Raw genomic sequence first — 26,253 nt, forward strand, 5'->3', positions numbered from 1 at the left:
AACAGTGAACGAAAATTTGCTCCAATATTGGAATCGTGTGAAGCAATATTGGAATCAGTTTAGCAAGACGCAAAAATTTTCATTGATCGCTACTGTTGTTTTGGTTATTTTGACAGTCGGCATCATCAGCTATAATTTTTCCAAAACGGAATACGCGCTGGCTTACACCAATCTTCAGCCGAGCGACGCCGCAGCGATCAAGGGATATCTCGATGGCGCCAAAATTCCTTACCAGCTCAGCGACGACGGGAAAAGCATCGGTGTGCCGCGCAGCGAGGTGGCGAGCGTCAAGCTGGCTGTCGAGTCGCAAGGCTTGAACAAAACAGGGAATGTCGGGTACGGAGCTTTCAGTCAAAGCGGTACATTTGGTACGACAGACCGTGAGTTTGATGTTAAGTATATTAATGCGGTTCAAGGCGAGCTGCAGCAGCTGATTAACTCCAACACGGCGATTGCAAGCTCCAAGGTGCTGATCACCATGCCGAAGGAAACGGTGTTTCTGCCAAAAGGCCAGGAGCCGGAGAAAGCGACGGCATCGGTTATGCTGGAAGTAAAGCCGGGTTACCAGCTTGATCAGGCCAAGGTCGACACGATGTACAATCTGGTTTCCCATAGCATCAAGGGGCTGCCGATTGAAAATATTACAATTTCCGATCAGAACATGAACCCGCTGGATTACTCCAAACGAAACGGCTCGATCGGCTCGACAAGCTTGGCTCGGGACCATTTCGAAATCAACAATCAATTCCGCAATGACGTGCAGCGCAATGTGCAGCAAATGCTCGGTTCGATTCTCGGCCGGGACAAAGTCATTGTCAGCGTGTTCTCTACTATGAACTTTGATCAGACCAGCTCGAAGAGCAATCTGGTTACTGCGCCCAATGAAGTGGACCAGACCGGTCTGGATATCAGCATTCAGGAAATTCAGAAAAACTACACGAGTAACGGCGGAGCGGCCAACGGCGGTACGCCAGGCACAGGCGCAACCGATGTGCCCGGATACCAAGGGACAGGCAATACCGGCAATTCAACCTCCGAAGAGCTGCAGCGAACGGTAAACCGCGAAGTGAACCGGATTACGCAGGAGGTTGTCGCAGCGCCCTTTATTGTAAAAGACTTAACCATTAATGTCGGTCTTGAACCACCTGATCCGGCAGATCCGACTTCTTTGACTCCAGAGACGACGAATGCGGTACGAGGAATTCTGATTAACATCGTACGTGCCGCACTTGCTGACAGCAAGGTGACAATTACGGATGCCGAATTGGAGCGGAAGGTGTCCGTGTTCCCGCATACGTTCGCCAGAACGACCGAAAATCAATCGTTGACGTCCAACACAGCGCTGCTGTATGGCGCGCTTGGGGGCTTGGCGCTGGCTTTGCTGGGGGTTGGTATTTTCTGGATGATGCGCAGGCGGCGCAAGGCGAAGGAAGAAGCCGAGGAAGCGGCGCTTATGGAAGAAGAAGCAGCGGCCGCCAAGGTGGAATTCCCAACCATTGATATTGATAATGTGACGAATGAGAATCAAGTGCGCAAACAACTGGAGCAATTGGCCAAACGCAAGCCCGAAGAGTTTGTGAATCTGCTGCGCACCTGGTTAGTCGACGAATAGAGGTGCTTGAACTTTGGCGAAAATGCAGCAATCGGCGTTAACGGGACGACAAAAAGCAGCCATCCTTTTGATCAGTTTGGGCCCGGAAGTATCGGCGCAAATTTTCAAACACCTGCGAGATGAAGAGATCGAACAATTGACGTTGGAAATTGCTAATGTCAGAAAAATTGACAATAGCGAAAAAGAAGCGATCATGGCGGAGTTTCACCAAATTTGCCTAGCGCAGGAATTTATTTCCCAGGGCGGTATTTCCTACGCGAAGGATATTTTGGAGAAAGCGCTCGGCTCGCAAAAGGCGCTTGATATTATCAACCGCCTGACGGCGACGCTTCAGGTAAGGCCGTTTGACTTTGCCCGCAAGGCTGATCCGGCGCAAATTCTCAACTTTATTCAAAACGAAAATTCGCAGACGATCGCGCTGGTACTCTCTTATCTCCAGCCGGAGCAAGCTTCGATCATTCTGTCGTCGCTGCCGCAGGAGAAGCAGGCTGATGTCGCGAAGCGGATTGCGCTGATGGACAGCACGTCGCCTGAGGTGATCAGTCAGGTCGAGCGGGTGCTGGAGCAGAAGCTGTCTGCAACCGTTACCCAGGATTACACAAATGCGGGCGGCATTTCGTCCGTCGTGCAAATTTTGAACGGCGTCGACCGCGGTACCGAGCGCACGATCCTCGATTCGCTTGAAATTCAGGATCCGGAGCTGGCCGAGGAAATCAAAAAACGGATGTTTGTATTCGAAGATATCGTCAATATCGACAACCGTTCGATTCAGCGCATTATCCGCGATATCGAAAACGCCGACCTGCAGCTTGCGCTCAAGGTGGCCAGCGAGGAAGTACGCGAAGCGATTTTCAAAAATATGTCCAAACGGATGGCCGAAACGTTCCGCGAGGAAATGGAATTTATGGGTCCTGTCCGGCTGCGTGATGTAGAAGAAGCGCAGACACGGATCGTATCGACAATTCGCCGTCTGGAAGAGTCTGGAGAAATCATCATCGCACGCGGCGGAGGAGATGATATTATTGTCTAATGTCATCAAATATTTCCAGTACGTCCCGGTAGAGGATACGAAGGTTGTTGAACACCCGGCTCCGCCTGTTCTTAATGAAGAAACGGAAGCGGAGGAAGGGCTGTCGCCCGATGAGCAGCAGGAGATCGACGAGCTGCATCAGATGAAGGAGCAAATCCTCGAGGATGCGCAGCTGTTTGCTGAAGAGCAGGTCCGGGCGGCGATGGACGAAGCAGCCGTGCTCAAGGAGCAGGCGCAGCAGGAAGTGGACGCCTGGTGGCTGCAGCGCAGGGAGCAGGATGTGGCGGCAGCCGCAGAAGCTACGCAGCAGGGCTTTCAGCAGGGCTACGAGCAAGGCCGCCAACAGGCCGAAGCCGAGCTTCGTCAGCAATATGAACAGATGCTGCAGGAGTCCGCACAAATTTTGGAGCAAGCCTATCTGCTCAAGCATGGCATTATTCAGGAGGCGGAGCCGTTTCTGATCGAGATGAGCTGTTCGATTGCCGAGAAAATTGTAGCCCGCCAGCTGACGCTTGAGCCGGAATGGGTGAAGGATCTGATCCGCAAGGTGCTGGCGCGGCGCAGGGAAACCGGTTTGATCGCGCTTTGTGTAGCGCCTTCCCAATTTTCTTACATCCAAGACGCGCGGGAAGAGCTTTTGTTGCACATTGACTCCCAAGCGGAGCTGCAAATTATACCGGACGGCTCCGTTACTGATCTTGGCTGCGTCATTCGTTCGTCCTTCGGCAGTATTGATGCGCGGATCGATACCCAGCTGAACGAGATCAAGCAGGCGCTGCAGCAGCTGGCTAGCCGCGACGAGGAGGTTTGATCGTATGCAGCTGCCTTCCACAGACAAATACCTGGAGCACTTGCGACAGATGGACCCGATCCGTGTAAACGGCAAGGTGACGCAGGTCATCGGACTGACCGTGGAGTCGGAAGGTCCGGATGCGAGCGTAGGCGATGTATGCCTGATTTATCCGCTGAAATCGAACAAGCCGCTTAAAGCCGAGGTGGTCGGCTTCAAAAATAACAAGGTCATCCTGATGCCGCTTGGCGAGCTGCATGCGATCGGACCCGGCTGTGATGTCGTCGGCACAGGCAAGCCGTTGACCGTGCAGGTTGGTCACGAGCTGCTTGGCAAAGTGCTGGACGGGCTCGGTCAGCCGCTTGACGGCACGTTCCTACCGTCAAGAATGACTCATTACTCCACGCACAACGCGCCGAGCAACCCGCTCAAGCGCCCGCGCGTGCTGGAGCCGATCAGCGTAGGCGTGCGCTGTATCGACGGGCTGCTGACCATCGGCCGGGGCCAGCGGGTCGGTATTTTCGCCGGCTCGGGTGTCGGGAAAAGTACGCTGATGGGAATGATCGCCCGGAATACCGAAGCCGATGTGAACGTCATTGCGCTGATCGGCGAGCGCGGCCGCGAGGTGCTGGATTTCATCGAGCGCGATCTTGGTCCCGAAGGGCTGGCCCGCTCCGTCGTGATCGTCGCCACCTCCGATCAGCCGGCGCTGATTCGAATCAAGGGAGCGCTGATTGCGACAAGCATTGCCGAATACTTTCGCGATCGCGGGTTGAACGTGATGATGATGATGGATTCCGTCACCCGGTTTGCGATGGCGCAGCGCGAGGTCGGACTTGCCGTAGGCGAGCCGCCGGCCACGCGGGGCTACACGCCTTCGGTATTCGCGATGCTGCCCAAGCTGCTGGAGCGTTCCGGTACCGGCCCGAAAGGCTCGATTACTGCGTTTTATACGGTGCTGGTCGACGGTGACGACATGAATGAGCCGATCGCGGACGCCGTGCGGGGGATTTTGGACGGCCATATCGTGCTCAACCGCTCGATTGCCAACCGGGGACATTATCCTGCGATCGACGTGCTGGCCAGCGTCAGCCGGGTGATGAAGGAAATTGTGCCTCAGCAGCAACAGCTTGCCGCCGAAAACCTGAAACGGCTTATGTCGATATATAAGGATTCGGAGGACCTGATCAATATCGGGGCGTACCAGCGAGGGTCCAATCCGGAAATTGACCATGCGATGGACTCGATTCAGCTGATCAACGAATATACGAAGCAACGCGTGCATGACAAGCTGACGTATGCCGAGGCAACGGAACAGTTAATCCAACAATTTACTAGGGGCTGAGATCACTTATGCGGTTTCGCTACGCTTTTCAGAAGATCGTGGATCTGAAGGAAAATGAGAAAACGCAAGCGGAGTGGGTGCTGTCCGAAGCTATTGGCGTCATGCGCAGGGAAGAAATGACGCTGTCCGAGCTGCAGCAATCCAAGGTTGATTTGCAGGAGGAGCTGCACCAGGCTTCCGGCCGCAGCACGACGGTATCCAACTTGCTTGTGCTGCAAGGGTATGTGGACCACATGGAAGGCCGGATTCGCTCCAAGCAGCGCGACTTGCAGCAGGCGAAGACGGTGGTGCAGCTCAAGCAGGACGATCTGAATGGCAAGGTGCTGCAGGAGAAGGTATGGAACAAAGCCAAGGAAAAAGCGTTCCAGCGCTTTTCGGCTGATATGCTCAAGAAAGAGCAGGATCAGCTGGATGAAATGGCGACAAACCGTTACGTAAGGCCAGTGTAATTTTAGGAGGAAAAGGGAGGCGGGGACATGGCAAACACAGATTCGGAGCAATCAGGTTCCTATGGGGCCATGGAGCGATTTCTGATCTGGTTCCTCATCCCGTTTGTTTTTACGGCTGTTTTGCTCGGCGTGCTGCTGACGATTTTCGATTACGACATTGTGAACAGCGCGCTCAGAACGGCCAAGCAAATTCCGATCGTCAACCGCGTTATTCCGGAGCCGAAAAGCGAACCGTCGACGGCTGCGCCGGCTGAAGGCCAGACAAAATCGGCAGAGGCTGCGCCGACACCGGAGGAGGCGCTTGCGCAAGCGGCGTCGGACGCAACGGCGAAGGATCAGGAGCTGAAAAAGGCTGAGGAGCTTCTGCAGCAGCGAGAGCAGGCGATCAAGGATCTGCAGCTTAAAAACAGTGAGCTGGAGGAGCAGACGAAGGCAAAGGCCAAGTCAGATGAAGAATATAAGGCGCAAATTCAGCAATTGGCAACGATGTACGCTAAAATGTCAGCCAGTAAATCGGCGCCCATTCTTGAAAACTTGACCTTAAACGAGCAAGTGCTGGTGTTGAGTATGATGAAGACGGATGACCGGGTGAAAATTTTGGAGAAGATGGATGCGAAGAAGGCCGCCGAGGCTTCGATTCTGATCAAGGATCAAAATCAGGTGCGCGACACGCAAATTGCAGCTTTGCAGGAGCGGCTGCAGAAGGCGACGGCGCCTGCGGCTACCCCGGCTACAAAGCAGCTGAGCAGTGACGAGCTCGGTTCGACGTTTTCTAGCATGACGCCTAAAAGCGCGGCTACGGTTTTGCTGGAGATGCAAAATACGAATCCGGATAAAGTCATTTCGATTTTGAAGTCGGTGGACAATGCTGGCCGCTCCAAAATTTTGTCGGCCATCTCCGATGCATCGAAGGAAACGGCCGCACTCATTTCAGCCAGACTTGTTCAATAGCCAAACCTGAAAGGAGGTGAAACATTACATATGGAAATCCAGGCGACACGTGTTGCGGCAAAACCGGGTACAGCGGCAGCTACAGCTGCTGCAGCTTCCCAGGGGGCCGCGACAGGAGAAGGTACATTTAACGCTGCGCTGACAGGCGCAATGGGAACGCAGTCAACCGGAACCGCTACGACCCAAGCATCGGGTAATGAACTGCTTGTATTGATTCAGCAGCTGGCTCCTGTGCTGTCGATGCTGGCGGCTGAACAGGGGGAAGCTGGTGAAGCGGCGCTGCTGCCTGCCGAATTGCTGACGGATGGAGAGCAGACGGAAGGCGAAGACGGCGAGCAATTGCTGAACCCGCTGCTGTTTGTGCCCTTGCTGCCGAATGTACAGCTCGTAGACGGTCAGCCGACGATTGAAGACGGCTCAGGCAATGTGATCGTACTTAGTCCCGAGATGCTCAAGGCGCTCCAGCAGCTGAGTGAATTGACGGCGGAAGGCAAGCAAAATCCGGTTGCGCAAGCGGCAGGACAAGCGATTAGCGAGCTTCCGGAGGCGCTTTTGCGAGCAGCGGCGCAAGCCGATGCCAAGCAGCCTGTAAAGCAGAACAAGCAGCATGAGACACTGCCTCTTGTTCAAACGAAGCTTGGACAAGAGGTTGCTGCAGCAGCTCCAGCAGCAGCGCCTGTGCAGATTGTACCGCATGCGCTCCAGCAGCTTGAAGCGCTGGCGCTCAAGCATCAGCCGCTTCATTTAGCGACAGAGCCTGGCGCTCAGGAGGATGGCCCGTTATTCGAGTTGCTCAGCGGCAATCAGGGCGAGGTCGAGCCGCAGCTGCCTGTAACGGTCAATGAATGGATGAAGCAAGCTCCAGCCGCTCAGCAAGCAGCCAAAGCCGCTTTCCTGCAAATGCCGGCATCGTCTTTCGCAGACGATATGACCAAATTCGTGGTCAGCTCGTTTGTGCTCGGCACATCGGCAGATGGAGTGACCGAAGCGAAAATCTCGTTGTATCCGCAGCATTTGGGACACGTCGAGGTCAAGCTTGCGATGCATAACGGCCAGCTGGTTGCCCAGTTTATGGCGGATAGCTTGAACGGCAAGGAAATGCTCGAAGCGCAGCTGTCGCAGCTTCGCCACTCGCTGCAGGCGCAGGGGATTCAGGTGGATAAGCTGGAGGTAAGCCAAAGCCAGAGCTATCAATCCGGTATGTTCCAGGAAGGCCGTCAGCAGCAGTCACAATCGTCGAAGCAGCAGAAATCGAATGGCAAGGAACTTACATTGGATGATGTGAAAGCGGAAGAAGAGACGCTGGCTAGCCGATTACGGTCCGCGGCCAACGACGGTTCAATCGACTTTACCGCTTAGGCAAGTTTGCGGAGCAGAAGTGCAGGCAGGAGGTGAACTAAAATGGCAGATTCGACGGTTAGCACCAAAAATATTTGGCCTTATTATTCCAAAGCTAATGTTGATCGAGCGGGCGCTGAAAAGGAAAAAAACCAGCTCGGCCAAGATGAGTTTCTAAAAATATTGCTGACCCAGCTGAAGCATCAGGACCCGACCCAGCCGCTGCAGGATAAAGAGTTTATTGCCCAGATGGCGCAATTTACGTCTGTTGAGCAGATGAGCAAGATGGCGACGGAGTTGAAGACGCTGCGTCAATCGCTTGGGTTTGCTTCCGGGCTGATCGGCAAGGAAATTTCCTGGACGTATACAGACAAGGATGGAACCTCGCATTCGAAGTCAGGTGTCGTGGAGTCCATCACCTTGAAGAAGGGTGAGCAATTTGCGAAGGTTAACGGCGAAGATATTGCGCTGGAAAACATCTCGCAAATCAAAAATCAAGCGGGTGAGGGGGCAGCTGCCCCATGAACGGACGCATAACGGCAGGGAGCCTGTACCCGGGCGGGTTGTCCACCGCACGCGCCAAGGCTGCAGCAGAGCGTACGCCCCAACCGGCATCCTTTGATGCCATTCTGCAAAGCAAGGCGGTCAAGTTCAGCCACCATGCTGAAGAAAGGCTGCGGCAGCGCGGCATTCAGTTCCAGCCTGAGCAGCTGGCGAAAATTAATACGGCGATTGACAAGGCGGCCACAAAGGGCGCCAAGGATTCGCTGATGCTCATCAATGATACCGCCTTAATCGTAAACATCAAAAACCGGACCGTTGTGACGGCGATGGATGAAAGCTCGATGAAGGACAATTTGTTTACCCAGATCGACAGCGCCATGATCATTTCATAAGGCTGGCCCGACTACTCGGAGGCCTTGGTTGCGGATCGACTGAAGCAACCACACCATTAATGAAGCGAACGGCCGGACTGCCGGCCGATAGGGGGCAATGATTCATGTTAAGGTCTCTGTATTCAGGCGTATCAGGTATGCGGGGGTTTCAAACCAAGCTTGACGTTATCGGCAATAATATTGCGAACGTCAATACGGTTGGCTTTAAGGCCGGGCGCGTTATGTTCAAAGATATTTTGAGCCAGACGGTTGCCGGCGTCTCTGCTCCGACGGACGCGCGAGGCGGCGTCAATTCCAAGCAAATCGGCCTCGGGGTGACGGTAGCGGCTATTGATACGCTGCATACGCCGGGCAGTGCGATGACAACCAACAAGCCGACAGACTTGAGGATTGACGGCGACGGTTTTTTCGCTGTATCGCCTAGTATCGACGGCGCAGACGGGCCGTATCTGACTCGCGCGGGCAACTTTGAGCTGGACGCCTTGAATCGGCTTGTGAATGCAGACGGGATGTTTGTCATGAATACGGGCGGGGCTGCAGTGACGCTTGAAGATGGTGTCACAGCATTTTCCATCTCGCAAGCGGGTGAAATTATTACCGTAGCGGCGGACGGCACGGCGACGCAAACGGGTCAGTTTATTGCGGTAGCAAAGGTAACAAATCCTGCGGGTATGGAAAAAATCGGGGGCAACCTGTACCGGATGACGCCGAACTCGAATACGGAGGCGCTTGATCTGGCAACAGCCTTGGCCAATGACGCGACAACCGGAACAGGCGCGGTTGTGTCGGGACAGCTGGAGATGTCCAACGTTGATCTGACGGCCGAATTTACCGAAATGATCGTCGCGCAGCGCGGCTTCCAGTCCAACTCGCGGATCATTACAACTTCGGATGAAATTTTGCAGGAAGTAGTTAACCTGAAGCGCTAATTAGGTTAAGCTAGTATCCACGGGGGAGCAAGTCTCCCCCGATGATTCAGCCGGAGGTGCGCTTATGGTCAACCTGACCCGACTTAACGGAAAAACAATTACGATTAATGCCTTGATGATCGAATTGATCGAAGAAACGCCGGATACGATGATTTCGCTGGTTACGGGAAAAAAAATAATGGTGCTCGAACCTGTGCCGGAAGTGGTCGAATTGGTACAGCGCTACATGCAGACTATTGGTCTCATCGGCGGTACGATGAAGAGCCTGAATTCGGAGGGGTCGTAAGTTGTTTAAAAGTAAAATTTTCATTATGGTCGTTGCCATACTGATTGCCATCACGTTAATTTTAACGGCTGCATTCGTCTTATGGAACTATATGGATAAGTCCGGCGCGTCCAGTGCGAGTGAGCAAGCGCAAAACTCGGTCAAGGATGTGAAGGCAGGCAAAAAGCTGACACCGGATCAAGTAAAAGCATTTACGGTGGAAATGAAGGATGTGCTGACAAATTTGGCCGCTGTGCCAAACACACAGGGCAACAAATTTGTCAAAATCAGCTTTGCCTTTGAACTTGAAAATCAAAAGGGTAAGGACGAGTTTGAAAAGCTGCAAAGTCGTATGAAAGCCATTGTCATTGAAACGCTTGCCGATAAGACCCCGGATCAGGTGTCAGGTAAAAAAGGCTTTGACAATCTTACCTCAGCCCTTATGAATAGAATGAATGAAGAGCTTCACGAGGGAAAGCTGCAGCAAATATTGATTACCGATATTGTGCTGCAATAACGTAATCAAGCAACAAGATGGCGTGTAAATGGGCGATAAGGGGGTGACAAGACATGGTGGATGTGTTATCGCAGAATGAGATCGACGCCTTGCTGGCGGCCCTCTCATCCGGGGAAATGGACGCCGAGGAGCTCAAAAAAGAAGACACACAGAAGAAGGTCCGGGCGTATGATTTCAAGCGCGCAGTAAGGTTTTCCAAAGACCATATCCGCAGCTTAACCCGTATCCATGAAAACTTTGCACGCTTCCTGACCACGTATTTTTCGGCTCAATTAAGAACATTTGTGCAGATTAATGTGGTACAAGTCGAGCAATTGCCTTATGATGAGTTTATTCGCTCCATTCCTAAAATGACAATCCTGAATATTTTCGAAGCGGAGCCGTTGGAAGGACGAATGGTGCTAGAGGTTCACCCTAACGTCGCGTTTGCGATGCTTGACCGATTGCTGGGGGGCGCGGGTACGTCTCCGACCAAAATCAACGCATTGACCGAAATTGAAACGATTGTGATGGAGCGAATTTTCAGCCGCGCGTTTGAAAGTTTGCAAGAGGCGTGGAAAACGGTGCTTGACCTGTCTCCCCGTCTGGAGGGGCTGGAGACGAATCCGCAATTTATGCAGATCGTGTCCCCCAATGAAACGATAGCCTTGATTTCGCTCAGCACCAAGATTGGTGATACGACAGGTATGATAAACCTGTGTATCCCGCATGTCGTCATTGAGCCGATTATGCCCCGGCTCTCGGTGCATCACTGGTTTGTATCGCAGAAGAAAACGAGCGCCCCCGAAGAAATGCAGGCTCTCCAGAGCAGGCTACATAAGGCGAAGCTCCCGATTATTGCCGAGTTGGGCGCATCCGCGATTTCGGTCCAGGAGTTTCTTAATCTGAGCGCAGGGGATGTCATCACACTGAACAAAACGGTGGACGAGCCGCTGCACATCCGGATTGGGGAAAAGCTCAAGTATTATGCAACGCCGGGAACAGCCCGCGGCAAGCTGGCGATACAAATCAGTGAAGTTGTCCATGAAGGAGTAGAAGAGAATGACGAATAAAGATTATTTGTCTCAGGAAGAGATTGACGCCTTATTGAGACAGTCTTCTGACGGCGGCGGATCGGGCGATTCGAACTATTCGGGCGGACTGGCGCCACAGGTCGAGGACTACTTGTCGCCGCTGGAGCAGGATGCATTGGGAGAAATCGGGAATATCACGTTCGGCAGCGCCGCTACTGCGCTCTCTACGCTGCTCGGCAAAAAGGTCGATATTACGACCCCGAAGGTATCTGTCATCGCGAGAACGGATCTGGTGAATGAGTTCCCTAAGCCGCATGTGGCGGTTCATGTCGATTATGTCGACGGATTCCACGGGATTAATTTGCTGGTGATCAAAACACGGGATGCACAGGTTATTGCCGATCTGATGATGGGCGGAGACGGCACCGGACAAAATATGGAGCTGTCCGATATTCATATCAGTGCCGTACAGGAAGCCATGAATCAGATGATGGGTTCATCGGCGACTTCGATGTCGACGATCTTTAACCGGTTTGTCAACATTTCGCCGCCAGGAATTGATATTATGGATTTGACGGACGGCAAAGAAAATGATTCCATTCCGCACGAGGATGTATTCATTAAAATTTCGTTCCGTCTGACCATTGGCGACTTGATTGATTCGACCATCATGCAATTGCTGCCGGTCGGATTCGCCAGAGATATGGTATCTATTCTGATGGGAGGATCGGATGCGGTCGAAGCCCCGCCGGCTCCACCGGCTCAGGCTGCAGCCCCGTCTGCGCCGCCAGCGCCAGCTGCTCCTCCGGCAGCGCCTCCGTATCAGCAAGATCCTTATCAGCAGCCGATGCAACAGCCGATGTATCAACAGCCCATGTATCAGCAACCGATGTATCCGGACCCGATGCAGCAGGGCTACCAGCAGCCGATGTATCAGCAGCCACCGATGCAGCCGCCGCCTTATCCTCCGCAGCCTGCCAACTACGGGGTGCCGACGGGCCGCAACGTGAATGTACAACCGGCGCAGTTTTCAAACTTTGCACCGCCGCAGCTGTCCGCCGCGGAAGATACGAATTTGAATCTGCTGCTTGATATTCCGTTGAAGGTAACCGTTGAGTTAGGCCGTACGCACAAAGTCATCAAAGATATCTTAGAGCTTTCCCAAGGCTCGATTATCGAGCTGGACAAGCTGGCTGGCGAGCCGGTTGATATTTTGGTCAATAACAAACTCATTGCCAAAGGCGAGGTCGTCGTTATTGATGAGAACTTCGGTGTGCGTGTCACGGACATCGTGAACCAGTGGGACCGGATTCAAAAACTGCAGCAATACTAAACTTACAACTTTCTAGGAGGATTTGAACCCATGGCAAACCGAATTTTGATTGTAGACGATGCAGCATTTATGAGAATGATGATCCGTGATATTCTGACGAAAAACGGCTATGAAGTCGTAGGAGAAGGAAATGACGGTGCTCAGGCGATTGAGAAATTTAAAGAACTTCGTCCCGATCTGATTACGATGGACATCACCATGCCGGAAATGGATGGGATTCAGGCTCTGAAAGAAATCAAGAAAATTGATGGAAATGCCAAGGTCATCATGTGCTCCGCAATGGGTCAGCAGGCGATGGTTATTGACGCTATTCAAGCCGGCGCCAAGGACTTTATCGTGAAGCCGTTCCAGGCAGACCGTGTTATCGAGGCGATCAAAAAGACGCTTGGCTAATCAGCTGAGCGTTTCCTCAGGTCTACAGAAGCAACGGCGATGCAGCTTTCAAACAAACTGAAGGGAATGTGAACATTGAAGAGACTCGCAACCAAGACGTTGCTTGCCAGTTTCGTCGTATGGTTACAAACAGGGCTGTTCACTGCTGTTTGTTACGGGGAAGCAGGGACGGAGACGCCCGGTTCGAGTCCTTTTGACTCACCGGATTCCTTGTACCAGGCAGGGGACACCTTTGGAATGATTGTGAAGGTTATCTTTTTTCTCATTGTTATTATCGTCATGTTCTTCGTCATTATGAAGATCATCGCTCAAAAAAATAAGGTGTTCTCCGGACGGGCGGCCCGCTCCCTGGGCGGTCTGCCTCTCGGTCCGAACAAGTCGATTCAGGTCGTGGAGATCGGCTCCGCGCTTTACATCGTCGGTGTTGGAGAAGATGTACAGCTGCTGGAGAAGGTGACTGATGAGCAGGAAATCAGGGCGATTCGAGACGGGATGTCTATTGGAACAACGATAGTCAGTCCTGGATTGCAGTCCATCGGCGATTGGATCAAGGGCCGGCGGAAGAAGCCTGACGTCGAGGAAGAGCTGGATGTCGATAATCCTTCGTTCCAGCAAGTGTTCCAAAGCAAAATGACGGATCGCAGAAAGCTCGTAGAGGAATTGCTCCAGCAGGATCATAATTCAGAGCAATCGAAGGACAAGTCATGAAAACGTGGATAAAACCAGTTGTGCTGCTGTTTATGGTGTGGGGATTTGCTTCGTTTGCGGGGCAGGCTGTGGCCGCCGATCCGATTCCTGGCATCAACATTGATATCGGCGGTTCGGGGGATGCCGCAAACGGCTCGGCCACCGTGACGATTTTGCTGCTGCTCACGATTTTAAGCATCGCGCCGGCTATTTTGGTGCTGATGACGAGCTTTACCCGGATTATTATTGTGCTGGGCTTCGTACGCACATCGCTTGGTACCCAGCAGATGCCGCCCAATCAGGTGTTAATTGGACTTGCGTTGTTTCTGACCTTCTTTATTATGGCGCCTACCTTCGGTGAAATTAACCAAAACGCCTTTCAGCCTTACAGCAAGGGCGAAATTACACAAACGGTAGCGTTAGAGCGGGCATCGCTTTCGATGAAGGAATTTATGTTCAAGCATACCCGACAGAAAGACCTGAAGCTGTTTTTGGACTACACGAAGGCGCCTCCGCCTAGCGGTGTGGCCGATACCCCGCTGACAGCGCTGGTACCGGCTTTTGCGATCAGTGAACTGAAGACGGCGTTTCAGATGGGCTTTATGATTTTTATCCCTTTCTTGGTCATTGATATGGTCATAGCCGGAACATTGATGGCGATGGGGATGATGATGCTCCCGCCTGTTATGATTTCATTGCCATTCAAAATTTTGCTGTTTATTCTGGTAGATGGCTGGTATCTTGTCGTACGATCGCTGCTGCTTAGCTACAACTCATAACCGGCAAGGAGGAATCTCGCGTGAGCACGGAGTTTATTATCCGATTGGCCGGCGAGGCTGTCTACACAACACTCAAGGCCAGCGCTCCGATGATGGTGATCGCCCTTGTCGCCGGCTTGATCATCAGTGTATTCCAGGCTACGACGCAAATTCAGGAGCAGACGCTTGCCTTTGTACCGAAAATCGTGCTGGTGCTGCTGTCCATTCTTGTGTTCGGGCCATGGATTTTAAACACACTGATGGATTTTACGTACAATCTGTTAAATAACTTGCATAAGTTTATCGGGTAGCCGGGAGCATGGAGTGGATGTTAGCTTATTTGCCGGCTTACATGCTGGTATTTTGCCGGGTAACTTCTTTTTTTCTTGTAGCGCCTGTTTTTTCGGCCCGTAATGCTCCTACGCAGCTCAAGCTTGGTTTGTCTTTTTTTGTGGCGCTGATTGCATTCGCCGGAGCAGGGACGCAGGCCGGAGTGACGATCGACGGGCTGTACGTTGTGGCGATTGTCAGGGAGATTTTAGTGGGGCTTTGTCTGGGTTTCATTGCTTATTTGTTTTTCACGGTCGTGCAGATTGCCGGCTCGTTCATTGATATTCAGATGGGGTTCGGTATTGCGAACGTCATTGATCCGATGACGGGCATGCAAAGTCCGGTGTTTGGCAATTTGAAGTTTATGATTGCTACGCTGATGTTTCTCAGCTTGAACGGTCATCTGTATTTGCTGGAAGCCATTATGCGCAGCTATGAATGGGTGCCGTTGTCCAATACCTTGTTCGAGCGCATGTATGGCGGGCAAATTTCCGATTTTATGCTGCGAACCTTTTCCGAGGTGTTTGCGCTCAGTTTCCAGATGGCGGCGCCGATCGTCGTGGCGATGTTTTTAACGGATGTCGGTCTCGGACTGCTGGCGAGAGTCGCGCCTCAATTTAATATTTTTGTCATTGGGCTGCCGCTCAAAATTTTACTTGGCCTGCTGATGCTGGTGCTGTTGTTTCCAGGGTATGAATTTTTGTTTACGAATATTTTTGCGAAAATGATGGAGTCGATCAAGAGCTTCTTCAGCTTGTTTCAGAATGGATAGGGGGAATGGCGTGATGGAAGAGAGGGATGTGGCGAAGCGGACCTTTCGCTTGCAGCTCGATCTTCAGCTGTTTTCCGGGGAAAAAACGGAGCCCGCAACGCCTAAAAAAAAGCAGGATGCCCGTCAAAAGGGCCAAGTTGCCAAAAGTATGGATTTGCCTGCTGCCTTTATTCTGTTTTTTTCCTTCCTTTCGTTTTTTGTATTTGGCGGGTTTATGAAAACGCATCTGGTTGGCCTGTTCCGTTCCATTTATACGGATTTTCTGCTGCTGGACACAACTCCGGATAATGTGATGGTGTTGTTTGAAAAGCTTGGCTTGCAGATGCTGTTAATTATGGGTCCGATTTTTATCATTTCGATCATCATTGCAATCGCCGGAAATTATTTGCAGATCGGCTTCCTGATCACGGGCGATCCGCTGATGATGAAGTTCAGCAAGCTTAACCCGATCGAGGGCGCCAAAAAGCTGTTTTCCATGAGAGCGGTCGTTGATTTTCTGAAGTCGATGCTCAAGATGTCGATTATCGGATATATCGTTTACTCGACGCTGATGAATGAACGCGAGCATATTATGCAGCTGGCTCAGCTGCCGCTTGAAGAGATTTTGTCCTTCACCGCATCACTGACGCTGATGCTTGGCGTGAAAATCGGGATGGTGCTGATCATCCTGGCGTTGCTGGATTATTTGTACCAGAAGTATGAATTTGAAAAAAGCTTGAAGATGTCCAAGCAGGATATTAAGGACGAATATAAAAAATCGGAGGGCGATCCTCTGATTAAAGGTAAAATTCGGGAAAAACAGCGGCGCATGGCGATGCAGCGGATGATGCAGGATGTGCCTAAGGCCGATGTCATCATCACGAACCCGACTCACTTTGCGGTCGCGCTCCAATATGACGGAAGCAAGATGCAGGCTCCGACCGTACTTGCCAAAGGCTCGGATTATGTGGCTTTGAAGATCAAGCAGGTCGCGAAGGAGCATGGCATTACAACGATTGAAAATAAACCGCTCGCCCGCGCTTTGTATGCACAGGTGGAAATCGGAGATGCGATTCCCGCTGATCTGTTTCAGGCCGTGGCTGAAGTATTGGCATATGTGTACAAGCTGAAAGGTAAAGCCAACTAAGACGCGCATCGCGCTCATGTTATGGAAAGGGGGCACCGGCATTGAAAGTAAAAGACTTTGTCGTTCTTATTGGCGTCATCGGCATTATTATGATGATGGTCGTTCCGCTCCCGATTTGGCTGCTGGACTTTCTGCTCATTATGAACATTACGCTGGCGCTTATGATCATTTTGGTTGGAATGAATACGACCGATGCGCTGCAATTTTCGATTTTTCCGTCGCTGCTTCTGATTACAACGTTGTTCAGGCTTGCGCTGAACGTGTCTACCACCCGGAATATTTTGGCCCATGCGGATGCCGGTAATGTGGTCGAAACCTTTGGTTCTTTTGTAGCGGCAGGCAACCTGGTTGTCGGCTTCGTCGTGTTTATCATTCTTGTGCTTGTGCAATTTATCGTCATTACCAAAGGTTCCGAGCGCGTTGCCGAAGTTGCGGCCCGCTTTACACTCGATGCGATGCCAGGTAAGCAGATGAGCATCGACGCCGACTTGAACGCCGGGATGATTAATGAACAGCAGGCAAAGGAGCGACGTGAAAAAATATCCCGTGAAGCTGACTTCTACGGAGCTATGGACGGCGCCAGCAAATTCGTCAAGGGCGATGCGATTGCCGGGATCATCATGCTGATCATCAATATTATCGGTGGACTCATTATCGGCGTTGCGATGAAAGGCATGAGCTTCGCGGAAGCCGGCGAAAAATATTCGATCATGACGATCGGCGACGGTCTCGTCAGCCAAATTCCCGCGCTGCTGATTTCGACTGCGGCCGGTATTATCGTCACAAGAGCCGCCTCTGACGGCAATCTGGCGCATGATTTGACCGGCCAGTTGTTTTCGTATCCCAAGCTGCTGTATATTGCGGCCGGTACAGTAACCGCACTTGGTCTGTTTACGCCGATTCATTTCTGGACAACGTTTCCGATTGCTGCCTTGCTGGCGTTTGCCGCTTACCGGATGACACAGACGATGCAGAAAAAGCAGGCGCAGGAGGTACAGCTGGAGGAGGAGCAGCAGATCGAGGAAGTACGCAGCCCGGAAAGTGTAATCAGCCTGCTGAATGTCGACCCGATCGAATTCGAATTCGGCTACGGGCTTATTCCGCTGGCTGACACTCAACAGGGCGGCGACCTGCTGGACCGGATTATTTTGATTCGCAGGCAGTGTGCGCTGGAGCTTGGAGTCGTCGTTCCAGTCATTCGGATCAGAGACAATATCCAGCTGCGGCCGAACGAATATATCATCAAAATTAAGGGCAATATTGTCGCACGCGGAGATTTGCTGCTCGGTCACTATTTGGCGATGAGCCCTGGCTTCGACGACGAGTCGATCACGGGGATCGACACGATGGAGCCGGCCTTCGGCCTTCCGGCGCTGTGGATTGATGAGCCGACGAAGGAGCGCGCGGAGCTGTCCGGCTACACAGTCGTCGATCCGCCATCCGTCGTTGCGACCCACCTGACTGAAATTATTAAGAAGCATGCGCATGAGCTGCTTGGCCGTCAGGAGACGAAGGCGCTGATTGAAAACGTCAGGGAAAGCTACCCGGCGCTGGTTGACGATCTGATTCCGAACGTGCTGTCGCTTGGCGATGTGCAAAAGGTGCTGGTCAAGCTGCTGCGCGAGAAAATTTCGGTTCGCGATCTGGTTACGATTCTGGAAACGCTCGCTGACTACGGGACGTATACCAAGGATCCGGATATATTGACCGAATATGTCCGGCAGGCGCTATCGCGTCAAATTACGCAGCAGTATACGACAAGCGGCGATTCGCTCAAGGTGATTACGGTCGGGCCGATGCTGGAGAAAAAAATCGCCGAGTCGGTGCAGCAGTCCGATCAGGGCAGCTACTTGTCGCTGGACCCTTCCTCAACGCAGGTGATTTACCAGCGGGTGACGGATCAGGTGACGAAGCTGCTCCAGTCCGGCCAGCAGCCGATCGTATTGACCTCGCCGACCATTCGGATGTATCTGCGCCAGCTGCTGGAGAGGACGATGCAGGATATTCCGGTATTATCTTACAGCGAGCTGGAGCCAAACGTTGAAATTCAAAGCATGGGGGTCGTTAACTTATGAGAGTGAAGCGATACGTCGTCGACTCAATGCCGGATGCCATGCTCAAAATTCGCAACGATCTCGGTAAGGACGCCGTAATTATCAACACGAAAGAAATTCGTACCGGCGGCTTTATGGGGATGTTCTCTAAAAAGAAAATCGAAGTGATTGCCGCCTTGGACAATTCGGCTTCGGGAGCGGGCGGCAAGTCGGGCGAACCGTCGCCGGCGCGGCCGCAGCAGGCAGCAGCCCAGATGCCGGCAATGAGCACAGCCGCCAAGCCTGTGGTCGCGGCAGCTTATGGAGCTCACGCCGGAAACGGGCAACCGCAACCGTCGGCTCCGGCGCCTGTACCGGCTGCAGCGGTCCCCGCGACCCGCGAGGAGAAGCTGGCGCTGTCATTTCCCGATGTGCCGGACGTACTGCCGTCGACGCCGGTTGCCGCCCACGTCGCACCTCCGGCGGCGCCCGTTGCTCCTGTCCAGCAAACCCAAGCGGCCGGCGTGTTGCGCGCAAGGGAAGATTTGCTGCTTGAAGAAATCAAGCAAATGAAGGACATGATGCTCAAGCTGTCGCAGCAGCAGGGCGGAGTCGTCCGGCAGCATCCGAGTCTGGAGCGCTATGAGCGCAGACTGCTGGAGCAGGAGGTCGACCCGCTGCTGGTCCGGGAGCTGCTGGCGGTCGTTGCCGAGCAAGCGGAAGCCGAAGCGGTGGAGCTGACAGACGAATTCGTCCGTCACTCCTTGCACAACCAGCTGCTGGCGATTGTTGCCAAGGATGGGGCGAAGTCGATTAAGGTCGAGACGAGGATCGCCCATTTTGTAGGTCCGACCGGCGTCGGAAAAACGACAACGATTGCCAAGCTGGCAGCGGAGCAGGTGCTCAAGCATCAGCGAAAGGTTGGCTTTATCACCTCCGACACGTACAGGATTGCCGCTGTCGAGCAACTAAAAACGTATGGAACCATTTTGAACGTGCCGCTGGAGGTTGTGTTTTCGCCACTTGATTTGACGAAAGCCTTTGAGAATCTGAAGGATTGCGATCTTATTTTTATGGATACGGCCGGGCGAAATTTCCGCAATGAGATGTTTGTGTCCGAGCTGAACGCGCTCCTTCGTTCCAATGGACAAAGCGAAACGTTTCTGGTGCTCAGCCTGACAACCAAATATAAGGATATGCAGGCCATCACCAGCAACTTTAATAAATTCAAGCTGGATAAAGTGTTGTTCACCAAAATGGATGAAACCGACTCCTACGGAGCGATTCCGAATTTGCTGCGCGAGTTCGGCCTGCAGCCCTCCTATGTGGCGAACGGGCAAAGCGTGCCGGATGATATTAAGATTTTGCAGGAGCAGCACATTATTGATCTGATTTTGGAGGACCGGGAACATGAGTGATCAGGCACAGAAGCTTCGGAATCTACTCAGAAGTCAACATGTTCTGGATGGCGAACGGCCGACCCGGGTGCTTACCGTAACGAGCGGCAAGGGGGGCGTCGGCAAGTCCAACTTTACGCTCAACTTCGCCTTGACGCTGCAGCAGAAAGGCTACAAGGTACTGATCTTCGACGCTGACATCGGTTTGGCCAATATTGACGTACTGATGGGCATTACGTCCAGGTACAGCTTGTACCATCTGCTCAAGCGCGAGAAAACGGTGTGGGACATCATCAATACCGGACCGCAGGGCGTACAGTTTATCGCAGGCGGCTCAGGGTTTAATGACCTGATTCGCTTGTCCGAGGAGCAGCTGGACTACTTCGCCGAGCAGATCGGCAAGCTGAACGGTCATGTGGATTTTATCTTGTTTGATACCGGAGCAGGCTTGTCCAAGGAAACGATGAAATTTATTTTGGCCGCGCAGGAGACGATTGTGGTTACGACACCGGAGCCGACCTCGATTACGGATGCCTATGCGATCATTAAAATGATTCATGCCGAGGGCCACGATGTGAAGTTCCGGCTTGTGGTCAACCGGGTGACGGATCGGAAGGAAGGCCGCCAGACGGCTGACAAGATCAGCTTGGTGGCCAAGCAGTTTATGAATCTGGACATCCCGACCGTTGGCTATGTGATGGATGATCAGGCCGTATCACGCGCTGTGCGCAAGCAGGTGCCGTTTACGCTCGCCTTTCCCGATAGTCCGGCCACGAAGTCGCTGAACGAGCTGACCTTTGACTTTCTCGCGAATCAGCTGCCTGCCGAACAACAATCGGCTTCGGTCAAAGGCTTCCTGAACCGGATGATTCGTCTGATTAAACCTTAGCTATCCCCCTTCATGACCTTCTTACAACGTAGAGGAGTGATGTTATGCCGCAGCCATATGATGTTTTGGTCGTGGACGATTCAGTTTTTATGCGAAAGCTGATTTCGGACTTTATATCGGATGATCCTTTATTGCGGGTCGCTGGTACGGCCAAAAATGGCAAAGAAGCTATTGAGCTTATCAAGAAGTTACGTCCGCACGCGGTGACGATGGACATTGAGATGCCTGTGATGAACGGCCTGGAGGCACTCCGCGTCATTATGAAGGAATGCCCGGTTCCGGTCATCATGCTGAGCAGCTTGACGCAGGAGGGAGCAACCGAGACGATCAAGGCTTTGGAGTGGGGCGCCTTTGATTTTGTCGGCAAGCCTTCCGGTTCCATCTCGCTGGATCTACATAAGGTGAAAAAGCTGATTTTGGAAAAGCTGCATGCAGCGGTGCGCACAAAAATGAAGCGTATCACTGTTGTCGAGGATCAGCCGGATCGCGGGCTGTCAGCGCCTTCTGCTCCGCCCGCGCCGCCTGCGCGTCCGGCGAACCCGCTGCTCCCCCGGCGGATGGCTGCGCCTCCGGGCGTAGAAACGGCTGCGCCTGTCCGCAAGTCAGGTCCTGTCCAGCAGCTGGTGGCGATTGGTACGTCAACCGGAGGGCCGCGCGCGCTGCATCAGGTGCTGTCGCAAATTCCGGCCGGACTGGCAGCGCCCGTTGTGATCGTGCAGCATATGCCGCCGAATTTCACCAGGTCGCTGGCGATGCGCCTGAACACGGTGTCCGGGCTTCAGGTGGCGGAAGCGGAGGACGGCATGGTGCTGGAAAATGGCTGCGCTTATGTCGCGCCGGGCGGCTTCCATATGGCGGTAGCCCGCAACGGCTCTAACGGCTACCGGATTCATCTGAGTAAGGATGAGCCCCGTGGCGGTCACCGGCCGTCTGTGGACGTGCTGTTTGAATCGCTGCTGCCTTTTCGCGAGCTGAAGCGTCATATTGTGATCATGACGGGCATGGGCGCCGATGGAGCCAAAGGGATGAAATCGCTGCTGGATGCGGGAGCCGTTACGACCATCGCGGAATCGGAAGACACTTGTATCGTCTATGGCATGCCCCGCGCAGCCGTAGAACTGAAAGGAGTCACGCATGTCTTGCCCCAGCAGGACATCGCAGGCAAGCTGATTGCGGTTGTCGGCACGGCAGGATTGTCTTAACGGCACTACATAACTTTAAGATCCGAAGCTTTCTTATGACACGACGGAGGTGTGCTTATGGAGATGAATCAATATCTCTCAATGTTTATTGATGAGTCGAAGGACCATCTGCAAGCGATCAACGAAAACATGCTGAGTCTCGAGAGCAGCCCGGAAGACATCAGTATCGTTCAAAACATCTTTCGTTCAGCGCATACGCTGAAGGGGATGTCCGCTACGATGGGCTTCGAGGACATCGCCTCGCTCACCCACGAAATGGAAAACGTGCTGGACCTGGTCCGCAATAACAAGCTGAAGATGGATTCGTTTATTTTCGATTGTTTGTTCAAAAGCCTGGATGCGCTCGAAACGATGGTGGACGACATTATTCAGGGAGGCACGGGCAAGGCGGATGTGACGGCTGTCGTGACGGCGCTCAAGTCGATTGTGTCCGGCGAATACAAAAAAGCCGGCGGCGCAGCTGCCGCTTCGCCAGCAGCTGCGGCCAGCGTACAGCCAGCCCCGGCGGAGCTGGACGAGTTCCAGCTGTCGATTCTGGAGCAGACGATTGAGGCAGGTATTCCGGTATTCTGGATTGAAGTAACCGTGAAATCGGACTGCGTGCTGAAGGCGGCGCGGGCGTACATGGTATTTAACGTGCTGGAGCAAAACGGCGAAGTGATCAAGTCGATGCCTTCTGTCGAAGAAATTGAGCAAGAAAAATTCGATCAGAAGTTTGCGGTCTATTACATTTCGCATACGAACCGGGATGCGCTGCATGCTCAAATTTCCAGTGTTTCGGAAATTGAGAAGGTAGACCTTGAGGTGCTGGACAGTGCAAAGCTGGCCGCACGAATGAAGCCTGCGGTGACTGTGGCAGCAGCGGCTGAAGTTGCGCTGGCCCAGGCGGAGACGGCAGCTGCTGTGGCGGTCGCCGAGCCGGCTGCGCCTAAAGCTCCGGAGAAAAAGCCGGCGGCAGCAGCAGGCGCGCCTGTCGCAAACCGGACGATCCGCGTTGATATCGAGCGGCTTGATACGCTGATGAATTTGTTCAGCGAGCTGCTGATCGACCGGGTACGGCTGGAGCAGCTGGCGAGCGAAATCCGCAAAAATGATTTGACCGAAACGGTCGAGCATATGGCACGGGTTAGCAGCGACCTGCAAAATATCGTGCTGAAGCTCAGAATGGTTCCGGTAGATACGGTCTTTAACCGGTTCCCGCGGATGATTCGTGACGTCGCCAAAAGCCTGGATAAAAAAGTCGATCTGATCATTACCGGGGCGGAAACCGAAATGGATCGCACCGTTGTCGATGAAATCGGCGACCCGCTCGTTCACTTGCTGCGCAACGCAGTTGACCACGGGCTGGAGCCGACGCCTGACCGGATTGCGGCAGGCAAGCCGGAGACGGGTACGATCAATTTGCGGGCGTATCACAGCGGCAACCATGTATTTATCGAAATTGAAGACAACGGACGCGGCATCAACCGCGAAAAGGTGCTGGGCAAGGCGATTCAGAACGGAGTTGTGACGAAGGAGCAGGCGGCTCGCCTCTCGGACAACGAAGTGTTTCTGCTGCTGTTTGCTTCCGGCTTCAGTACGGCAGATAAAATTTCCGATATTTCCGGTCGGGGCGTCGGTCTTGATGTCGTCAAGACGAAAATCGAAAGTCTCGGCGGCCGTGTCCAGGTTGAATCTACCTATGGCGTAGGGTCGAAATGGACGGTACAGCTGCCGCTGACGCTGTCGATTATTTCTGCGATGCTGGTTCGTCTGCGCGGTGAGAAATACGCGATTCCGCTTACCTCGATCGTCGAAACGGCGGCTATCAAGAAGGATCAAATCCGCAGGGTGCATGGAAGCCATATGGTGGATTACCGCAATTCGGTCATTCCGGTCGTATCGCTGGCTGATTTGTTCGATGTTCCGGGCGAAGATGACAACCGTGCGTCCGATATCCAGGTCGTGGTCATCCGCAAGGGAGAAAAAATGGCCGCGCTTGTCGTGGATGAATTTATCGGGCAGCAGGAAATCGTCCTCAAAACGCTGGGCAAATACTTGACAAGCCTGTTTGCCACTTCGGGAGCGACGATTTTGGGCGATGGACAGGTCGCGTTGATTATCGACACCAATGCATTGATTAAATAATCTGCCAGGCTCGAACGCGTACAACCACTTTGAAGGAGGATGAGAGTATGGGAGAGGAAATGAAGGTTATCGTATTTGCGCTGGCTCACGAGGAGTATGGTGTCGAGGTAGAAAAGGTCAAGACAATCGAGCGGATGCAGCCGATGACGCGGGTGCCGAAAACGCTGGATTTTGTTAAAGGCGTCATCAACCTGCGTGGCGTCGTAACGCCGGTCATTGACCTGCGCGGACGTTTCGGCTTTGAGGAAGGCGAATATACGGACAATACGCGGATCATTATTGTGGCGGTTGGCGACAACGAGGTCGGATTGATTGTTGATTCCGCCAATGACGTCATTGACGTGGACTCGGATCACGTGGATGATCCGCCGGAAATTGTGGGCGGCATTAAAGCGAAATATTTGCGCGGCATTGCCCGGGTTGGCGACAACCGGCTGCTCATTTTGCTGAATCTGCAGGAAGTGCTTAGAAAAAGCGAAATTGCGCAGCTCGAAAGCGTGGAGGAGTAGACCGCGTGGAAGCATTTAATGCGTTTGCCGATTTTCAAATGGACGTTTTAAAAGAAGTGGGCAATATCGGGGCCGGTCATGCGGCAACTGCCTTGTCCAAGCTGCTTGACAAGCCGGTGGACATGCTGGTGCCTAAGGTGCGCATGGTCGCATTTGAGGAAATCGCGGACAGCGTCGGCGGCGCCGAGGCTGTCGTCATTGCGATTTTCCTGCGTGTTGAAGGCGAAACGCCGGGCAATCTGTTTTTTATTCTCAGCCAGGATTCAGCCAAGCGGCTGCTGCACAATCTGGTCGGCATTGACGTCTTGAGCGATGAAGGCTACACGGACATGGAGATTTCCGCGTTGAGCGAGATCGGCAATATTTTGGCGGGCTCCTACTTATCGTCGCTCGCTGATTTCACGAATTTGAACATGCAGCCGACGGTTCCTTCCTTGGCAATCGACATGGCCGGAGCGATTTTGGCTTATGGGCTGCTGCAGTTCGGCGAAATGGGCGATCAGGCGCTGCTGATTGATACGAAGTTTCTGGACGGGCAGGAAGAGGTGGAGGGCCACTTCTTCCTGATTCCGGACCCGGAATCGTTTGAGAAAATTTTCATTGCGTTGGGAGTGCACACTCCATGATTCAGGACAACTTGATCAAGGTCGGGATGGCCGACCTCAATGTTGCCCATCTGACTGGTGTGCTGAAAACGACAGGACTGGGCTCTTGCGTCGGATTGACCTTATTCGATGCAAGAGCCAGGGTAGCAGGCATGGCGCATGTGATGCTGCCCAACTCTGAAATCGCCAGAGAAGGCAAGCTGAACATTGCGAAGTATGCCGACACCGCGTTGCCTGAAATGATTAAGCAAATGGAAAAGCTCGGCGCCCAGACGAGCCGAATGTCAGCGAAAATGGCCGGCGGCGCGCAGATGTTTGCATTCGGGGGCCAATCGGAGACGATGCGGATCGGTCCGCGTAATGTCGAATCCTGCAAGGAGCTGCTGGCCCGCTACCGGATCCCGGTTGTGGCTGAGGATACGGGCGGCAACTATGGCAGAACGATCGAATTTGACTGTGAGACAGGGATGCTTCTTATCCGCAGCGTTCAACACGGAGTGAAGGAATTGTAGCCATGATCGGATCAATCAAATGGAACTTTATGATCGGCGGCATTGCGTTTATGATGACCTTCGCAATGTCAATCGGGAATAACATCTGGCTGACAACGCTTCTCAGAAGCTGTTACAGCTTTGCGATTTTGTTTGCTCTGGTTTTTGCTTGCCGCTGGTTGCTTGGTACGGTATTCGCTATCGGCCAGGTTGGCAAGCCTGAGCCGGAGGAAGAGGCGGATTTCGATCGAGGAACCGCCTTCGACGCCATTACCCCGCCGGATCAGGATGCTGAGCTTCATCAGATGCTGAAAGGCCGGATCGACGAGTCTGCGCCAACGGAGGAAGCTTTGTTTGCGCCTCTTAACCCGCCCAAGCTGTCAACCAAGACCGGCGATGCAGCGGAGCCAACGTCTCAGGAAATGGCGCAGGCGCTTCGTCGAATGACTGAAGAGTAAAGGTTGGT

General features: G+C 53.1%; 29 protein-coding genes. All 29 read left to right on the forward strand.

Annotated elements, in window-relative coordinates; all coding sequences use genetic code 11:
* The first annotated feature begins 4 nt into the window (after positions 1-4).
* The 29 genes from fliF (at position 5) to AC6ROY_RS05640 (ending at position 26,245) form a co-directional block, all read left to right on the forward strand.
* On the forward strand, positions 5-1,612 hold the full coding sequence (gene fliF / locus AC6ROY_RS05500) for a flagellar basal-body MS-ring/collar protein FliF (protein ID WP_500099069.1): 1,608 nt from the start codon (positions 5-7) through the stop codon (positions 1,610-1,612).
* 22 nt (positions 1,613-1,634) lie between these two features.
* The gene (fliG, locus tag AC6ROY_RS05505) at positions 1,635-2,642 is read left to right on the forward strand and encodes a flagellar motor switch protein FliG (protein WP_500099279.1); all 1,008 of its coding nucleotides are present in this window, start codon (positions 1,635-1,637) and stop codon (positions 2,640-2,642) included.
* Positions 2,635-3,453: a FliH/SctL family protein gene (locus tag AC6ROY_RS05510; protein ID WP_500099070.1), complete on the forward strand. Its 819-nt coding sequence runs from the start codon at positions 2,635-2,637 to the stop codon at positions 3,451-3,453. Before fliG ends, AC6ROY_RS05510 begins: the two co-directional genes overlap by 8 nt.
* A gap of 4 nt (positions 3,454-3,457) precedes the next feature.
* Positions 3,458-4,777 carry a flagellar protein export ATPase FliI gene (fliI, locus tag AC6ROY_RS05515; RefSeq protein WP_500099071.1) on the forward strand — a complete coding sequence of 440 codons (1,320 nt, stop codon included), beginning with the start codon at positions 3,458-3,460 and terminating at the stop codon, positions 4,775-4,777.
* A gap of 8 nt (positions 4,778-4,785) precedes the next feature.
* Positions 4,786-5,226: a flagellar export protein FliJ gene (fliJ, locus tag AC6ROY_RS05520; RefSeq protein ID WP_500099072.1), complete on the forward strand. Its 441-nt coding sequence runs from the start codon at positions 4,786-4,788 to the stop codon at positions 5,224-5,226.
* A 27-nt stretch (positions 5,227-5,253) separates the two neighbouring features.
* On the forward strand, positions 5,254-6,177 hold the full coding sequence (locus tag AC6ROY_RS05525; protein WP_500099074.1) for a MotE family protein: 924 nt from the start codon (positions 5,254-5,256) through the stop codon (positions 6,175-6,177).
* 30 nt (positions 6,178-6,207) lie between these two features.
* Positions 6,208-7,536, forward strand: coding sequence for a flagellar hook-length control protein FliK (locus AC6ROY_RS05530; RefSeq protein ID WP_500099075.1), 1,329 nt, complete (start codon positions 6,208-6,210; stop codon positions 7,534-7,536).
* A gap of 42 nt (positions 7,537-7,578) precedes the next feature.
* Entirely contained in the window at positions 7,579-8,040 is a 462-nt protein-coding gene (locus AC6ROY_RS05535) for a flagellar hook capping FlgD N-terminal domain-containing protein (protein WP_500099077.1), read from the forward strand.
* Positions 8,037-8,411, forward strand: a complete 375-nt coding sequence (locus AC6ROY_RS05540; RefSeq protein ID WP_500099078.1) for a TIGR02530 family flagellar biosynthesis protein — start codon at positions 8,037-8,039, stop codon at positions 8,409-8,411. Before AC6ROY_RS05535 ends, AC6ROY_RS05540 begins: the two co-directional genes overlap by 4 nt.
* A 104-nt stretch (positions 8,412-8,515) precedes the next feature.
* Positions 8,516-9,340, forward strand: coding sequence for a flagellar basal body rod protein FlgG (flgG, locus tag AC6ROY_RS05545; RefSeq protein WP_500099080.1), 825 nt, complete (start codon positions 8,516-8,518; stop codon positions 9,338-9,340).
* A 64-nt stretch (positions 9,341-9,404) separates the two neighbouring features.
* Positions 9,405-9,626 (forward strand): flagellar FlbD family protein, encoded by a 222-nt coding sequence (locus AC6ROY_RS05550; RefSeq protein ID WP_500099081.1) that lies wholly within the window; start codon positions 9,405-9,407, stop codon positions 9,624-9,626.
* Position 9,627: 1 nt separating this feature from the next.
* Entirely contained in the window at positions 9,628-10,122 is a 495-nt protein-coding gene (locus tag AC6ROY_RS05555; protein ID WP_500099082.1) for a flagellar basal body-associated FliL family protein, read from the forward strand.
* Positions 10,123-10,175: 53 nt separating this feature from the next.
* Positions 10,176-11,174 carry a flagellar motor switch protein FliM gene (gene fliM, locus AC6ROY_RS05560; RefSeq protein WP_500099083.1) on the forward strand — a complete coding sequence of 333 codons (999 nt, stop codon included), beginning with the start codon at positions 10,176-10,178 and terminating at the stop codon, positions 11,172-11,174.
* The gene (gene fliY, locus AC6ROY_RS05565; protein ID WP_500099085.1) at positions 11,164-12,468 is read left to right on the forward strand and encodes a flagellar motor switch phosphatase FliY; all 1,305 of its coding nucleotides are present in this window, start codon (positions 11,164-11,166) and stop codon (positions 12,466-12,468) included. Before fliM ends, fliY begins: the two co-directional genes overlap by 11 nt.
* Before the next feature lie 30 nt (positions 12,469-12,498).
* Positions 12,499-12,861, forward strand: a complete 363-nt coding sequence (locus AC6ROY_RS05570) for a response regulator (protein ID WP_500099087.1) — start codon at positions 12,499-12,501, stop codon at positions 12,859-12,861.
* Between the two features lie 237 nt (positions 12,862-13,098).
* The gene (locus AC6ROY_RS05575) at positions 13,099-13,569 is read left to right on the forward strand and encodes a flagellar biosynthetic protein FliO (protein WP_500099089.1); all 471 of its coding nucleotides are present in this window, start codon (positions 13,099-13,101) and stop codon (positions 13,567-13,569) included.
* The gene (fliP, locus tag AC6ROY_RS05580; protein ID WP_500099091.1) at positions 13,566-14,327 is read left to right on the forward strand and encodes a flagellar type III secretion system pore protein FliP; all 762 of its coding nucleotides are present in this window, start codon (positions 13,566-13,568) and stop codon (positions 14,325-14,327) included. The genes AC6ROY_RS05575 and fliP overlap by 4 nt, the downstream gene beginning before the upstream one ends.
* Positions 14,328-14,347: 20 nt before the next feature.
* Complete coding sequence (gene fliQ, locus AC6ROY_RS05585) at positions 14,348-14,617, forward strand: flagellar biosynthesis protein FliQ (RefSeq protein ID WP_500099092.1); 270 nt, start codon at positions 14,348-14,350, stop codon at positions 14,615-14,617.
* Positions 14,618-14,625: 8 nt separating this feature from the next.
* Positions 14,626-15,408: a flagellar biosynthetic protein FliR gene (gene fliR, locus AC6ROY_RS05590; protein WP_500099093.1), complete on the forward strand. Its 783-nt coding sequence runs from the start codon at positions 14,626-14,628 to the stop codon at positions 15,406-15,408.
* Positions 15,409-15,421: 13 nt separating this feature from the next.
* The gene (flhB, locus tag AC6ROY_RS05595; RefSeq protein WP_500099094.1) at positions 15,422-16,534 is read left to right on the forward strand and encodes a flagellar biosynthesis protein FlhB; all 1,113 of its coding nucleotides are present in this window, start codon (positions 15,422-15,424) and stop codon (positions 16,532-16,534) included.
* A gap of 41 nt (positions 16,535-16,575) precedes the next feature.
* Positions 16,576-18,609, forward strand: coding sequence for a flagellar biosynthesis protein FlhA (gene flhA / locus AC6ROY_RS05600; RefSeq protein ID WP_500099095.1), 2,034 nt, complete (start codon positions 16,576-16,578; stop codon positions 18,607-18,609).
* Complete coding sequence (gene flhF, locus AC6ROY_RS05605; RefSeq protein ID WP_500099096.1) at positions 18,606-19,985, forward strand: flagellar biosynthesis GTPase FlhF; 1,380 nt, start codon at positions 18,606-18,608, stop codon at positions 19,983-19,985. Before flhA ends, flhF begins: the two co-directional genes overlap by 4 nt.
* On the forward strand, positions 19,978-20,853 hold the full coding sequence (locus AC6ROY_RS05610; RefSeq protein WP_500099097.1) for a MinD/ParA family protein: 876 nt from the start codon (positions 19,978-19,980) through the stop codon (positions 20,851-20,853). The genes flhF and AC6ROY_RS05610 overlap by 8 nt, the downstream gene beginning before the upstream one ends.
* A gap of 44 nt (positions 20,854-20,897) precedes the next feature.
* Positions 20,898-22,055 (forward strand): protein-glutamate methylesterase/protein-glutamine glutaminase, encoded by a 1,158-nt coding sequence (locus tag AC6ROY_RS05615; protein WP_500099098.1) that lies wholly within the window; start codon positions 20,898-20,900, stop codon positions 22,053-22,055.
* A 57-nt stretch (positions 22,056-22,112) separates the two neighbouring features.
* Positions 22,113-24,182: a chemotaxis protein CheW gene (locus AC6ROY_RS05620; protein ID WP_500099099.1), complete on the forward strand. Its 2,070-nt coding sequence runs from the start codon at positions 22,113-22,115 to the stop codon at positions 24,180-24,182.
* 47 nt (positions 24,183-24,229) lie between these two features.
* Positions 24,230-24,691 carry a chemotaxis protein CheW gene (locus AC6ROY_RS05625; RefSeq protein WP_500099100.1) on the forward strand — a complete coding sequence of 154 codons (462 nt, stop codon included), beginning with the start codon at positions 24,230-24,232 and terminating at the stop codon, positions 24,689-24,691.
* 38 nt (positions 24,692-24,729) lie between these two features.
* A complete protein-coding gene (locus AC6ROY_RS05630; protein ID WP_500099280.1) occupies positions 24,730-25,317 on the forward strand; it encodes a chemotaxis protein CheC in 588 nt (195 codons plus the stop codon).
* Complete coding sequence (locus tag AC6ROY_RS05635; RefSeq protein ID WP_500099101.1) at positions 25,314-25,808, forward strand: chemotaxis protein CheD; 495 nt, start codon at positions 25,314-25,316, stop codon at positions 25,806-25,808. Before AC6ROY_RS05630 ends, AC6ROY_RS05635 begins: the two co-directional genes overlap by 4 nt.
* A 2-nt stretch (positions 25,809-25,810) precedes the next feature.
* The gene (locus AC6ROY_RS05640) at positions 25,811-26,245 is read left to right on the forward strand and encodes a hypothetical protein (RefSeq protein ID WP_500099103.1); all 435 of its coding nucleotides are present in this window, start codon (positions 25,811-25,813) and stop codon (positions 26,243-26,245) included.
* The last annotated feature ends 8 nt before the right edge of the window (positions 26,246-26,253 follow it).

The organism is Paenibacillus sp. sg306046, assembly GCF_059821225.1.

Excerpts from the sequence above, each read along its gene's own strand:
- AC6ROY_RS05625 (WP_500099100.1), top strand. The coding sequence starts at position 24,230 with ATGGGAGAGGAAATGAAGGTTATCGTATTTGCGCTGGCTCACGAGGAG.
- AC6ROY_RS05540 (WP_500099078.1), top strand. The coding sequence starts at position 8,037 with ATGAACGGACGCATAACGGCAGGGAGCCTGTACCCGGGCGGGTTGTCC.
- fliR (WP_500099093.1), top strand. The coding sequence starts at position 14,626 with ATGGAGTGGATGTTAGCTTATTTGCCGGCTTACATGCTGGTATTTTGC.
- flgG (WP_500099080.1), top strand. The coding sequence starts at position 8,516 with ATGTTAAGGTCTCTGTATTCAGGCGTATCAGGTATGCGGGGGTTTCAA.
- fliG (WP_500099279.1), top strand. The coding sequence starts at position 1,635 with ATGCAGCAATCGGCGTTAACGGGACGACAAAAAGCAGCCATCCTTTTG.
- fliI (WP_500099071.1), top strand. The coding sequence starts at position 3,458 with ATGCAGCTGCCTTCCACAGACAAATACCTGGAGCACTTGCGACAGATG.
- AC6ROY_RS05640 (WP_500099103.1), top strand. The coding sequence starts at position 25,811 with ATGATCGGATCAATCAAATGGAACTTTATGATCGGCGGCATTGCGTTT.
- AC6ROY_RS05635 (WP_500099101.1), top strand. The coding sequence starts at position 25,314 with ATGATTCAGGACAACTTGATCAAGGTCGGGATGGCCGACCTCAATGTT.
- AC6ROY_RS05535 (WP_500099077.1), top strand. The coding sequence starts at position 7,579 with ATGGCAGATTCGACGGTTAGCACCAAAAATATTTGGCCTTATTATTCC.
- fliP (WP_500099091.1), top strand. The coding sequence starts at position 13,566 with ATGAAAACGTGGATAAAACCAGTTGTGCTGCTGTTTATGGTGTGGGGA.
- AC6ROY_RS05570 (WP_500099087.1), top strand. The coding sequence starts at position 12,499 with ATGGCAAACCGAATTTTGATTGTAGACGATGCAGCATTTATGAGAATG.
- AC6ROY_RS05630 (WP_500099280.1), top strand. The coding sequence starts at position 24,730 with ATGGACGTTTTAAAAGAAGTGGGCAATATCGGGGCCGGTCATGCGGCA.
- flhB (WP_500099094.1), top strand. The coding sequence starts at position 15,422 with ATGGAAGAGAGGGATGTGGCGAAGCGGACCTTTCGCTTGCAGCTCGAT.
- AC6ROY_RS05620 (WP_500099099.1), top strand. The coding sequence starts at position 22,113 with ATGGAGATGAATCAATATCTCTCAATGTTTATTGATGAGTCGAAGGAC.
- fliY (WP_500099085.1), top strand. The coding sequence starts at position 11,164 with ATGACGAATAAAGATTATTTGTCTCAGGAAGAGATTGACGCCTTATTG.
- flhF (WP_500099096.1), top strand. The coding sequence starts at position 18,606 with ATGAGAGTGAAGCGATACGTCGTCGACTCAATGCCGGATGCCATGCTC.
- AC6ROY_RS05575 (WP_500099089.1), top strand. The coding sequence starts at position 13,099 with ATGATTGTGAAGGTTATCTTTTTTCTCATTGTTATTATCGTCATGTTC.
- AC6ROY_RS05550 (WP_500099081.1), top strand. The coding sequence starts at position 9,405 with ATGGTCAACCTGACCCGACTTAACGGAAAAACAATTACGATTAATGCC.
- AC6ROY_RS05530 (WP_500099075.1), top strand. The coding sequence starts at position 6,208 with ATGGAAATCCAGGCGACACGTGTTGCGGCAAAACCGGGTACAGCGGCA.
- fliJ (WP_500099072.1), top strand. The coding sequence starts at position 4,786 with ATGCGGTTTCGCTACGCTTTTCAGAAGATCGTGGATCTGAAGGAAAAT.
- AC6ROY_RS05610 (WP_500099097.1), top strand. The coding sequence starts at position 19,978 with ATGAGTGATCAGGCACAGAAGCTTCGGAATCTACTCAGAAGTCAACAT.
- fliM (WP_500099083.1), top strand. The coding sequence starts at position 10,176 with ATGGTGGATGTGTTATCGCAGAATGAGATCGACGCCTTGCTGGCGGCC.
- AC6ROY_RS05525 (WP_500099074.1), top strand. The coding sequence starts at position 5,254 with ATGGCAAACACAGATTCGGAGCAATCAGGTTCCTATGGGGCCATGGAG.
- AC6ROY_RS05615 (WP_500099098.1), top strand. The coding sequence starts at position 20,898 with ATGCCGCAGCCATATGATGTTTTGGTCGTGGACGATTCAGTTTTTATG.